Annotated in this window: 11 protein-coding genes and 1 tRNA gene; all 12 read right to left on the minus strand. The window is 59.1% G+C overall.

The window, feature by feature from the left end:
• Positions 1–570: 570 nt before the first annotated feature.
• Positions 571–789: a carbon storage regulator CsrA gene (gene csrA, locus D5269_RS15715; RefSeq protein ID WP_016317883.1), complete on the minus strand. Its 219-nt coding sequence runs from the start codon at positions 787–789 to the stop codon at positions 571–573.
• Complete coding sequence (locus D5269_RS15720; RefSeq protein WP_016317884.1) at positions 790–1218, minus strand: flagellar assembly protein FliW; 429 nt, start codon at positions 1216–1218, stop codon at positions 790–792.
• 187 nt (positions 1219–1405) lie between these two features.
• A complete protein-coding gene (locus D5269_RS15725) occupies positions 1406–2002 on the minus strand; it encodes a DUF6470 family protein (RefSeq protein WP_120486989.1) in 597 nt (198 codons plus the stop codon).
• Positions 2003–2254: 252 nt separating this feature from the next.
• On the minus strand, positions 2255–3277 hold the full coding sequence (locus D5269_RS15730; protein ID WP_120486988.1) for a hypothetical protein: 1023 nt from the start codon (positions 3275–3277) through the stop codon (positions 2255–2257).
• A gap of 26 nt (positions 3278–3303) precedes the next feature.
• Complete coding sequence (flgK, locus tag D5269_RS15735; protein ID WP_147408041.1) at positions 3304–5445, minus strand: flagellar hook-associated protein FlgK; 2142 nt, start codon at positions 5443–5445, stop codon at positions 3304–3306.
• A gap of 18 nt (positions 5446–5463) precedes the next feature.
• Positions 5464–5931: a flagellar export chaperone FlgN gene (flgN, locus tag D5269_RS15740; RefSeq protein WP_120486986.1), complete on the minus strand. Its 468-nt coding sequence runs from the start codon at positions 5929–5931 to the stop codon at positions 5464–5466.
• A 12-nt stretch (positions 5932–5943) separates the two neighbouring features.
• Entirely contained in the window at positions 5944–6255 is a 312-nt protein-coding gene (locus D5269_RS15745) for a flagellar biosynthesis anti-sigma factor FlgM (protein ID WP_016317889.1), read from the minus strand.
• A 1151-nt stretch (positions 6256–7406) separates the two neighbouring features.
• Positions 7407–8039 carry a hypothetical protein gene (locus tag D5269_RS15750; protein WP_016317892.1) on the minus strand — a complete coding sequence of 211 codons (633 nt, stop codon included), beginning with the start codon at positions 8037–8039 and terminating at the stop codon, positions 7407–7409.
• A 27-nt stretch (positions 8040–8066) separates the two neighbouring features.
• On the minus strand, positions 8067–9365 hold the full coding sequence (locus tag D5269_RS15755; RefSeq protein ID WP_120486833.1) for a hypothetical protein: 1299 nt from the start codon (positions 9363–9365) through the stop codon (positions 8067–8069).
• A 222-nt stretch (positions 9366–9587) separates the two neighbouring features.
• The gene (locus tag D5269_RS15760) at positions 9588–10265 is read right to left on the minus strand and encodes a hypothetical protein (RefSeq protein ID WP_016317894.1); all 678 of its coding nucleotides are present in this window, start codon (positions 10263–10265) and stop codon (positions 9588–9590) included.
• Positions 10266–10623: 358 nt separating this feature from the next.
• A tRNA-Gly gene (locus D5269_RS15765) sits at positions 10624–10697 on the minus strand.
• A gap of 171 nt (positions 10698–10868) precedes the next feature.
• Positions 10869–11186, minus strand: coding sequence for a hypothetical protein (locus D5269_RS15770; RefSeq protein WP_120486832.1), 318 nt, complete (start codon positions 11184–11186; stop codon positions 10869–10871).
• Between the last annotated feature and the right edge of the window lie 265 nt (positions 11187–11451).

The following is an 11451-nucleotide window of genomic DNA, read 5'->3' on the forward strand; positions in this document are numbered from 1 at the left end:
GTCCCGTCCGGGCGGACGGCTTGTTTTTTGCTTGTGCAAAAAGCAAGGTAAAAAGCACACATAAGGGGGAAGCCCCCTTATGGAACCCCCGGAAGGGTGCCCGCCTTTGGCTGGGCTGAAGGGACACGCATGTCACAGCCCGCCCCAACCTGTTTTTTGCCCAGACAGGCCCCGCCCGCTCGACCCGGGCCGCACCGCAGAACCCCTCTACACTGTGCTCGAACGGATCGGTGCACAAGGCTTGCCGGGGAGGGGCACACGGGGAGGGGTCGCTGACCCCTAGCCCGTGAGGCAGCCCGCAGGGTCGTCGCGGCGTATGCCGCGCTTCGGGCCATAGGCCCGAGAAGACCCGAGGAAGGCGCGAGCGCCTATCCGTTTGGGCTGGGGCCAAACGGATGCTGCCTTTGACCCCTAGCCCGTGAGGCGCATCCTGCCCGAGCGTCGCGCGTAAGCGCGCTTCGGGCTGAAAGCCCGAGAAGCGAAGGGCGTTGTTTTGGTCTGGAACCCAAAACAACATGCGCCCTGGAACCCAAAAACGCCGCGCACCAAGGGGCCAAACGGATGCTGCCCCTAGAGTTTGTGCAGGAGGTCTTTCAGGTTGGGGGCGGCGGGAGCGGCGGCCTGGCGGTTCTCGTCGATCGTCTGCTGGAGCTCCTTGCGCAGGACGCGGACGTCATTCGGAGCAGTGATACCGAGCTTGACGCGGTCGGGCGCGGACTCGATAATCTTCACCTCGATGTCCTCGCCGATGAGCAGCGATTCCCCGGGCCTTCTGGTAAGTACAAGCATTCAGCGTACCCCCTTTCCGCCGACGAGCGGATATCTCACCGGCCAGTCCCCCTCGAGGACGACCTGACCGGCGATCCTGCGGGAGGGGTTGACCACGATCGGGCTTTTGAGGTTGACCGTGGAATTCTCGAGGGTATCCTTGAGCACGACCAGCAGCCAGCACATACAGTCCTCCTCGCCGATCTGCTTTTCGAACGCGGCGGGCAGCTCGGGGAGGTAGTCGGCCACCACCGCGTGGGGGTCGGCCAGGATGAAGCAGAGCTCCGGCTCCTCAAGCGACTGCAAAAATGCAAAGTGGCTGCCGATCGAATCGTCATTCAGAAAAACAAACCGGCTCTGGTTCTCAAACCCAAGAATCGGGCTGACAAAAGTAATTTCGCTGGTATCCTCGATTTCGATGACCCCGAAATCCCTGGTACGAATTTTCATCTCATCATCCTCCGTTGCGACTGATTCATAAAATGTGATCTGGCTTGCGGGCGGGCGGAACCAAAACGTTTTTTCTGGCTCCGGGGCGGGGATGCCGGTTCCGGCGGCTGTGCTCCCCACGCAAAACAGGCAACCCCCGCTTTTGTGAAAAACAAGGGCTGCCTGCTCGTTTCAAATGTGGGATGGTTCAGCTTTCCACATAATTCGGGTCCGCACTGGGCGGCACATAGGTTGGCGAGCCGAGCCATTCAACCGATACCTTCGGATACTGCAAAATCTCGATCGAGAATTTGCCGGGAATGTAGTTCATGACATTCTGCTGCTTCTGCCACTCGGTTTCAACCGAACCAGCGTGGTAATCGAGCGAAACGTCATACGGCTGGTAGCTCGAACGCACCTTGCCGCTCGGGATGAACTCGGTATAGGTGGTGATGTCGGCCGACTGCATCATCTTCTGCTGGACGATCTGTGCAATCGTCACACCTTTGTCAATCTCCCCTATCTGATTTCCCAGCTGCACCTCTTCCCCGATCTTCTGATAAACGCTCTGCCTGCCCCGCTGCGCAAACACCTGTAGCCACGAGCCGACCGACCTGACATTCAGGCTTTCGAACAGCTCGGTGGTATCCACATTGACCTTTGCGTTCTGGGTATGCAGGTCGATCCGGGTGGGATCGTGCGACATTTCACCCTTCGGCAGCTTCGGGACCTCCATCTCAAGACGGGCGCTTTGCGTCTGGATGTTGTATTTGATTGGCTGGCTGGTAATTCTGATCAACTGCACAAAAACACCTCCTTTCCCAAGAAACAAAACGTACTGTAATTGGGAACTGCTGTCTATCTCTGGCGGGCGCCCGGCGCCCGGGCAAGGGGTTCCGCCCGCCGCAATGAGCGAAATACTTTATCCTGTGAAGCGCATTTTTCGGGTGAATTGCCGCGAAGCGGCAAGAGGGGGCTTTTTGCAAGAGAAAAAGCCCCCTTGCAGAAAGGAAATACCGAACAGATCCTAAGATTGGTTCAGGGGGATAAAGCCGGGTTAGGACAGGAAGTCGAGCAGCGAGGTGGGCAGCAGTTTTGCGCCCAGCTGGAGGACTGCCATCCAGGTATATTCCGACTCTTTCAGTTTGATTGCTTCCTCGGCCGGGTCTGCCGAAACGAGGTTGCTTTCGCTCTCGGTCAGGGTCGTGATATCCGATTCCAGCCGGGTTTCCAGCTGGTTCAGGAAACCGGCGCGGGTATCCAGATCGAGGCGCGAAAGGCGCATATCGTCGGTCAGCTCGTCAAACGCCGTATGTGCGCTCTCGAGTGCGCCGCGGTTATAGGTCCCGCCCGCTTTGCCGTTCGGGTAGCCCAGCGCCTCCTCCATATCGGTAATCAGGTCGTAGACGTTCGGCTCATGCCCCAGCACATCAAGCCCCGAGAACGAGGTCTTGAACGCGGTGCGGGTGTCCACATCGCCGTCATCCGCCTCAAACCGCATCCCCAGGCCGAGGTCAATATAAATTTCCTTGTCGTTGGGCAGCGGACGGGTGAACCCATCTTCATCAATATAGGTGCCGTTTTCGCGGTCGATCTTGGACATCGGGATGCCGTTATAGGTCAGTTTGCCGTCCGCGCCCACCCCGAACGGGGCTGCCGCATTGGCCGAATCGCTGAACAGGTATTTCCCGCTGTACTGTGAATTCGCAAACTGCAAAATCTGCTCTTTCATACTATGCAGCTCCGCCGCGATTGCCTGGCGCCGCGGTTCGCCGCCCTCTTCACTCAGCGCGCGGACTACCCGCTCGTCAACCGTTTTCATGATGTCGTCGATCGAGTCGAGCGCGTTGAACACCGAGTTCATCTCGTCGATGACGTCCTGTGTGGCGGAGAGCTGGCGTTCGGACGCCTGCCGCTCCTCCTGGATTTTCATTGCGCGCACACCGTCCGCCACATTCTGGGAAAGGCGGTCGAACGCCGCGCCGGTGGTGCCGCGCTCAAACGCTGACGCACGCTTGGCCAGCGTATTATTCAGGTTGCGCATATAATTTCGGCTGACGCTTCTTTGTGTTACCCTCATAAATTTTCCTCACCTTTCTCCTGAGATTAGAGGCCCACCCGGCCGGTACGGTTAATCAGGACGTCGAGCGCCTCGTCAAGCGCGGTCATAAGCCGCGACGCCGCGCTCAGCGACTTGTTGTAAAGCATGACGTTTGCGACTTCCTCGTCCACCACCACGCCCGAAACCTCGTCCCGGCGGTCCTGAAGCTCATTGTTCAGGACGGTGGTGGCTTCCAGGCGGTTGTAATAGTAGTTTTTGTCCTCCGCGAGGGTGGTCGAATAGCCGGTGACATAATCGCTGAAGGTGGATTCCACCAGCTCCCCGCGGGACTGGAAGCTGATCTTATCCGCATTCAGCGCGTTGATCAGCTGGTTGAGCGCGTTGTTCTGCTTGCTGTCCAGAATCGAGATCACATAGCTCGGGTTGCCGTTCCAGTCGTCGGTGATCGTCAGGTTCTGCGCGTTGATCGGGCCGCCGTCGATCGAGCCGTACAGCTTTTTCTTGGGCGCGTTGGCGATCATCGTATCCAGCGCCTCCACATGGGTCTGCTTGAGCGCCTTTACGTCGGCCAGCTCCGCATTGACCGCGGTTTCCACCTGGGTCACCCCGGCTGCGCCATCCGCCAGATTGACGCCGCCCAGCCCGGTGATGCCGGTGTCAATATTCGTGTTCTGGTAGCCCTTGTCGTTGTATTCCTTGACAAGGCGGTCCATCTTGTCCTGCAGGGAGGTCATGTAGGTAGTGTCACCCGCTGCCTGCGCAGCAGCATATTTCTTGTTCAGCTCCTGGAAATCGGCTTTCAGCGCTTCCATATCCTTATACTGCTGGGTGCCGGGGATCAGCGTGCCGGTGATGCCTGCCGCAGTGTTGCCCAGAATCGGGTCAAAAACCGCGTCCGTGGTGGTGCCGAGCGTCAGGGTTGGGGCGGCATACCCCTTGTTTGCCGCGGCCGCGTCCGGATATTTGTAGCCCGCAACCAGAGCGTCCCACTGCCGCTCCAGATCGGCCTGCTTGGCAGTATCGCCCGCTGTAACGGCTGCGTCATACTGTGCCTGTAGGCTTTTATAGGTCGAGAGCAGGCCGTTGAGCGCCGATTCCTGTGCGCCGAGATCGTCTACCCGCTGTTTCTGCGCCTGGATTTCCGGGGCGGTGGTGTCCGGGATGATGCCGTTGACCGTATCCGCCAGCGTTTGTGCGAAGGTGTCCAGCTTGGCCTGGTAGTAAGGGATACCGCGTTTGGAGGTCTGCCCCTCGCCCGGGGCCGGGCCTGCGCCGTTGATGAAGTCGGTAAACCCTTTGATGATTCCATTCTTAAACTCGGCCTGCTGGTTGGTCGAGACCCAGCGCACCTCCACCGGGACAGTCGAATCGTGCATCAGCTCGGAGTTCGGGTCGGGGAACATCTCGAGCTGGTCGTACTTCGCCCGGTCCACCACCGTATGGCCGTTCATGGTCACGGTGACTGTGCTGTCGCTGTTGGTGCGCACCTCGATTTCGCCGTATTTGGAAAGCTCGTCAAGCAGCAGGTTGCGCTCGTCGAGCAGCTCGTTCGGCCCGAAATGCGGGTTGAGCGAAGCGCCCACGTCGTCGCCGATCGATTTGTTGACCGCTGCCAGCTTCTGCACCAGCTGGTTGAAGTCCTGCACCGAAACGCTCAGGTCAAACTTCTGCTGGGAGGCCACGTTATCCAGCTTCATCGAAAGCTGCTGGAGGGTTTGGGCCATATTCTTGAACGTGTTCATCACGATGTTTGCATAGGTTTCGGAATACGCGTCCTTGGAGAAGGTGGAGAGCGAATCCATCATCTCCTTGAGGGAATAACGGATGCCGCTGTCGCCGTTGACCTTCAGCTCGTCGATCGTGGATTCGATATCCCCGAGCAGGTTGTTGACCTTGTCATAATAGCCGGTCTCGGCGTTCTCCTCCCGGAACCGCTTGTCGAGGAACTTGTCGCGGGTCTGGGAAATGCCGTTGATCTCCACGCCCTGCCCGGCAAGCCCTGCGCGGTTATAACTGTAACGGGTGGCGCTCACGTTGGGGGCCACCGCCACCTGCTCCAGCCGCTGGCGGGTATAGCCATCGCTGTCCCAGTTGACGAGGTTCTGTCCGGATATGTCAAGCCCTTTCTGGGCAGTCATAATTCCGCGCTTTGCAATGTCAAAGCCCATAAAAGTTGGTCTAATCAAGCCAAAGTCCTCCTAATTTTAGATTTTCTTTTCGAACAGCGAGCTGGACGCCCGTTCCGCCGCCCTGGCTCCCGGCGCTGTGTAGGCCGCGGGGGCCTCCTGCGGCAGCGCGCTGCCCAATGCTTTCAGGTTCGCTTTGGCGAACGCGATGGATTTTTCGTTGGTAAACCGGATCATGCTGATCTGTTCCTGGATTTTTTGGAGGGACTTTTTCAGGCGCTCCCCCTCTTTGCCGCCGATCCGCTCGGCCGCCTGCGCGAGGGTCAGGCCCGAAAGCCCCGCCTCGGCCGCTGCCGCTTCCCGTTTCTGGTCGAGCTGCTCCAGCCGCATCAGCGCGGCCTGCTGGCTCGAGATCACATGGTTGACCTTCCCCGCGTCATACGAGATCAGCGAGCGGTATTTGGTTTCCTCCTGCCCCGCCAGCTCGTCGATGAACGCCTCATATTTAAAGATCAACTGCGCAAACCTGTTTTCTGCTTCGGTCATCTGGTCACCGCCTTACAGCCCCAACCAGCGCTGCATCACTGCATCCGCCAGCTCCCCGGTCGGGATATGATAGGTTCCGTCCTTCACCGCGCTGCTGATCCGCTCGAGTTTCCCCGGGTCGGAGGGTTTTTGCATCTCATCCATCACCGCACGCGTCAGCCGCTCGGCCTCGAGCTGCCGCGCTCCCTGCGTGCTGATCGAAATACGGTCGGTATGCTTCTTGCGTCCCGCCGCTTCCAGCGCCGCTGCAAAGCTCCCTTCCGCTTCCGGCTTGCGGGCGGCCTGCTTATATACTCCATATGCGGATACCGAATTTATCTTCATTCCGAATCCCCTCGTTTCTGTCCCGCCGCCCGTCGGTTTCCCTGTGCCGCGGCTCTTATCTTTCATTCTCTACTAAAAGTATTCGTCTCTTTTCCCCAAAACTAAACGCTGCGCTATGAAAAAATGTACAGCTGCGCAGTACCTTGCCTTCTTAAATTAAGAATGCCGCCCTCCGGCGGCAGGGGATGCCCGGTCCCGTCCGGGCGGACGGCTTGTTTTTTGCTTGTGCAAAAAGCAAGGTAAAAAGCACACATAAGGGGAAACCCCCTTATGGATCCCCCGCGCCCCCAGACAATGGTGGGGGATGTACAGCGGTGCAGCACCTTACCTTTTTTGAGAAGTGTGCCGCAAGCGGCACCGGGATGCCCGGTCCCGTCCGGGCGGACGGCTTGTTTTTTGCTTGTGCAAAAAGCAAGGTAAAAAGCACACATAAGGGGAAACCCCTTATGTATCCCCCGGAAGAGTGCCCGCCTTTGGCTGGGTGGAAGGGACACGCATGTCACAGCCCGCCTCGACCTGTTTTTTGCCCAGGCAGGCCTCGCCCACTCGACCCGGGCTGTACCGCAAAACCCCTCTACACTGTGCTCGAACGGGCCGAGCTTCCCAGCTTGCCGGGGAGGGGCATACGGGGAGGGGGCACTGCCCCCTAGCCCGTAAGGCAAACTGAGGGGGCGTCGCGGCCTTAGCCGCGCTTCGGACCGCAGGTCCGAGAAGTCCCCCGAAGTAGGGCGCTTGCGCCCCGGAAGTTTGGTCGGGAATCCAAACTTCCGTTGCCTTGACCCCACTACACAGTGCCCGAACGGGCCGAGCTTCCCAGCTTGCCGGGGAGGGGCATACGGGGAGGGGGCACTGCCCCCTAGCCCGTAAGGCAAACTGAGGGGGCGTCGCGGCCTTAGCCGCGCTTCGGACCGCAGGTCCGAGAAGTCCCCCGAAGTAGGGCGCTTGCGCCCCGGAAGTTTGGTCGGGAATCCAAACTTCCGTTGCCCTCAGCCCCTCTTGTGGGGTGCGCCGAGCGGCTGTCGCGGCCCTGGCCGCGCTTCGCGCCTGCGCGAGAAAGCCGCGAGTGGGGGCGTTTTGGTCTGGAACCCAAAACGCCGCGCACCTTTAAGGGGAGAAAAAAGGAGGGGAAAAATCCCCTCCTTTTTCAGGAATCAATCTTCGATGCCGGAAGTTTTCTTGGACTCATTTGCCCAGTCGTCGAAACGCTTCATGACCTCGGTATAGGTGTTCTGGCTGATCGAGGGGAGCTTGCCGCCCAGCTCGACGCCCGCGGCCTTGAAGCCTTTTTCGACCGCCTTGCGCAGCTCTTCGATCTTGGAGGCGTCGCCGCCCGAGAGGGCCTTGGCCATATCCATGATGCGGCCCGCGACCGCGTCGACCGAATATTCGCCGCCCGGCTCGAGGGTTTTTGCCGCTGCCGCGCTCTGTTCGGGGCTGACATAGAGGTTCATCCCGAACAGGGTGAGGTTGCTCTTCTGGCCCTGTTTGACCACCATGCTCTGGAGCATCTTGACAAAGCTGTCCTGACGCGCCTGCTCCGCCTGCTGGAGCGACTGCACCTGTGCGGAATTCAGCTGGTTTTTGCTGTAGGTGACCGGTTTGTCGTTCCCGGTTTTGGTGAAGGTATCCTGGTTGACCTTCTGATCGGACGCGGAGGAAGATTCCTCCTTCACCGCAGTATCCGCTGCCTCGGAAGAGGCTTTCTGCGCCGCTTTTGCCGCCGCAGTGGACCATGTTGCGCCGGAATAGCCTGCATTATAAACAGAATTGTTCCCGATCTGCATGAATTTTCCCTCCCAAAAGACAAAATGTTAGATAAACGAATTCATCATCATACCAACCGCATAATAGTTGGACATGTTGTGCACGCCGATGCGGCTATAGGTGCTCATCATCTTGAAATAGTCGGTGTTGCCGAACGAAGCGCCGCCCGCCACGCTGCTGAACATGTTCTTGTTTGCGCTGCCGGTGCTGCCGGACGAGCTGCCGACCAGGCTTGCGGAAGGCGCGTTCAGGCCGGTCTGGGCGTCCTGCTTGGAGTTGTCCGCAATCCGCTTGGTCAGGTCCTTGACAAAGCTGGCGTTCTCATCCATCTTCGCCATGAACTTGTCGCCGTTGATCTTGAGCTTGCCGTCGCTGCCGACCGACATCCCGATCATCTCGAGCGAACGCTCGGAAACCGGCGGGGTCACCATCCGCTTGAGCTGCTTGAGCACGCCCACGCCGCGGCCCTCGTTCTTCTCGAGGAAGCTGATGACGTCGTTATACGCGCTGACCAGGTCTTCCATCGCGTCGAGCGCTGCGGAAGAATCGCTGCCGCCCGCCTTGATCTTGGTGCTGCCGGTGCCCTTGAAGTTGACGGTGATCCCGTCCACCTCGACAGTATTGGTCTTGGACGTAAAGGTTTCGGTCTCCTCGCCGTTTTTGGTCAGGGTGAACACCGCCTCGCGGCCCTCGGTCTCGACCTTGTCCAGCCCGAGCGATTCCGCCGCGCTGCCGCTCGCTGTGAAGCCGCCGCTGCCGGTGCCTGCCTCCCCTTCAATCGAAAGGTAGGATTTCCCGTCCTTCTTGGTGACCGACGCGGTAACCCCCGCGTTCAGGCTGTTGATCTTCTCCGCGAACTTCTCGAGCGCCTCGTGGTTGGTCTTTGCGCCCGCCGAGCTCAGGCTGACGTTGTAGGTCCCTTTTGCGGTCTGGAGCTTGAGCGAGCCGCCCAGTGCGGGGAGTTCGCCTTCGCTGGCGTAGCCGTTGGAACGGTTGACCTGCCCCGACGCTGTCTGGGTAACCAACAGCTCGTAGGTATCGTCCTTGTTCTCCAGCTTGCCCGAGACAGTCGCGACGGTGCGGTCTTCCGACGCAGCCGCCATCTTGTCGGCCTTGCCGTTGATGACCTTGTCCGCTGCTGCTTCCAGCTTGGACAGCTTCTCACTGTACTCTTTCAGGAACTTGGTATCCTCCGTCCCCAGCGTACTGCTCGACGTGGCGCGCGAAGCGCCCACCGCCCCAACACTCTTGTTGCTGCTTATCGATGTCAGATACTTCATCTGATTCATCTGGGAATATCCCGACAGGACTGTATTCATCCAGTTTCCCGAATTGACAGATAACATGGCTTTTCCTCCTTACTCTAGCATTTTGGCTGGACACGCGGGTATTCCCGCGCGCCTGTTTCCTACTATAAATGTTCGCCCGCCATTCTGGAAAAACAAGCCGCCCAAGCGCTTTTTTCATAAATTTTTCACATCCGGGCCATGCCTGCCCACCGCGCGGTATCCCGCTTTTTCAGAAAAAAAGAACGCCGCCTTCCGGCGGCATTCGAAGAGATGGCTATTTTATCTTTTCCGGCAGAGGGCCGCGCCCGCCGCCACGCCCGAGACGATCACGCCCGCGGCGGCAAGCCCCGCGGCTGCGGACGAGCCGGTGGAAGGGATCGCGGGGGACGCCGCTGTGGGCCGGGGCGCGAGCGGCTGGTCGGTGATGAGGTAGCTCCCCAGAACCCGCACGTTTGCAGACCACCCTGCAACCGGGTCCTGGCTGCGGTCGGAATACCGGAATTCCCCGGTCCGGTCAGCCAGGCCCCCGTCCCCGTCGATCTCGTAAATCCAAACCCGGCTCACAGCGGGCGCATCCGGGCCGTCACGCTCCCAGGGGATGCCGAGCGTCAGGGCCGCACGCCCGGCGCCGGGCACCATCGGGCGCCCTTCGAATGTATAGAACCACGCCCGCGCATCCGCCGGGCGGACATACGTCTGCATGATCCGCTCGTCCGCCCGGGTGGACAGCCGCGCGTAAAACTGCCCGGGGACCTGCCCCTCCGGGAACGAAAGCGCAGCCAGGCCATCCCCCCAGAGGATCGCGTCGCCATCGTCGAGCATGGCCACATGGGAGCTGTCCTCCCGCGCTTCGCTGGATACGGCGAGCGGTTCGACCGGTTCACGCACCGCCGCCGCGGCAACCCCACTGAAAGCTGCCACCAAAACTGCCAGTATCGACGCAAAAACCCGCTTCATGCCGTATCCCTCCCTTTCTGCCGCGCCGGAAATCCGGCGTCTCTTTTTCCTTATTTTATAGTATATACCACCAAAGCCCGGATCGTCAAGTCAATTTGTAACCATTTTGTAACCAATTTGTAATTTCTCGCGCCGCTTTGTTACCAGTTTGTCATTTTTTGCGCGGCTGCGCGGCACTTCTCTATTTAAATAGGAAGCAGACAAAGCCCCCAGCCCGGTCCTCAGCCCCAAGGCCCCCGAAGAAGGGCGCAAAAGCCCCGCATCCCACGCCGCTTGCGGCGCACCTTTTTAAGAGGATAACCCACCTGCATCGCTGTGTAATAAAAAAAGGCCCCGCATCTGCGAAGCCTTTTTGTTCTGGAGCAGGTGACGGGAATCGAACCCGCGTTGTCTGCTTGGGAAGCAGAAGTGTTACCATTGCACCACACCTGCGACGTCGGTCTTTATTATAGCGCGTCCGGAGCGTTTCGTCAAGCCGTTTGGAAAATTTTTTGTGCCGCTGCGGATACAGCCGCTTTCCAGCCGCCGGGACCGGCCTGCCATCCCGGTGGACAAAGCGCGCTGGCAGGCAAAATCCAGCCGCCGGACCGCAGGCTCCCGCCTTTAAGCGGCTTGACTGTAAAACAGCTGCACCGCTTTGAACAGGATGTCCACGATCAGCAGGAACTGCGAAAACCGCATCATTTTTGAAAGGTAACGGAACAGCTTCTCGTCCGTCTCGTGGCTAAACAGCACCTGCCTTTTCTCCCTGCGCAGGAACAGATAGACCACCCCAATGACAAGCAGGACCGTCCCCGCCACAAGCAGGACGAATGAAACGCTGCTTTTTTGCAGAAAGAGGTCCGCCAGAACCACCCCGATCGAAAAGATCGGAAAAAGGGCTGTTAAGAATAGGAAAAGAAAGCCGCATATCTTTTTCATGCTCTTTACACCCGCATCAAACCATTTATTTGGTGCATGTTACCTCACATTCCCATCATAAAGGGTCTGTCGGATTTTGTCAATCGTTTTGGAAAATTTTTGTCTATGACGATCTGTTTGGCAACGGAAATTTGGGCTGGAACCCAAACTTCCGTTGCGCAAGCTCCCTGCTTCGGGGGTCTTCTCGGATCTGCGGCCCGGACTGCGAGCCGCAGCGAGCGTTTCGAGGCCAACCGCCGCAGGCGGCTCTTAGGCCGAGATCGCG

It is taken from the genome of Anaerotruncus sp. 1XD42-93, from assembly GCF_009917605.1.
Taxonomy (GTDB): domain Bacteria; phylum Bacillota; class Clostridia; order Oscillospirales; family Ruminococcaceae; genus Anaerotruncus.

Excerpts from the sequence above, each read along its gene's own strand:
- csrA (WP_016317883.1), bottom strand. The coding sequence starts at position 789 with ATGCTTGTACTTACCAGAAGGCCCGGGGAATCGCTGCTCATCGGCGAG.
- D5269_RS15720 (WP_016317884.1), bottom strand. The coding sequence starts at position 1,218 with ATGAAAATTCGTACCAGGGATTTCGGGGTCATCGAAATCGAGGATACC.
- D5269_RS15730 (WP_120486988.1), bottom strand. The coding sequence starts at position 3,277 with ATGAGGGTAACACAAAGAAGCGTCAGCCGAAATTATATGCGCAACCTG.
- flgN (WP_120486986.1), bottom strand. The coding sequence starts at position 5,931 with ATGACCGAAGCAGAAAACAGGTTTGCGCAGTTGATCTTTAAATATGAG.
- D5269_RS15745 (WP_016317889.1), bottom strand. The coding sequence starts at position 6,255 with ATGAAGATAAATTCGGTATCCGCATATGGAGTATATAAGCAGGCCGCC.
- D5269_RS15750 (WP_016317892.1), bottom strand. The coding sequence starts at position 8,039 with ATGCAGATCGGGAACAATTCTGTTTATAATGCAGGCTATTCCGGCGCA.
- D5269_RS15755 (WP_120486833.1), bottom strand. The coding sequence starts at position 9,365 with ATGTTATCTGTCAATTCGGGAAACTGGATGAATACAGTCCTGTCGGGA.
- D5269_RS15760 (WP_016317894.1), bottom strand. The coding sequence starts at position 10,265 with ATGAAGCGGGTTTTTGCGTCGATACTGGCAGTTTTGGTGGCAGCTTTC.
- D5269_RS15770 (WP_120486832.1), bottom strand. The coding sequence starts at position 11,186 with ATGAAAAAGATATGCGGCTTTCTTTTCCTATTCTTAACAGCCCTTTTT.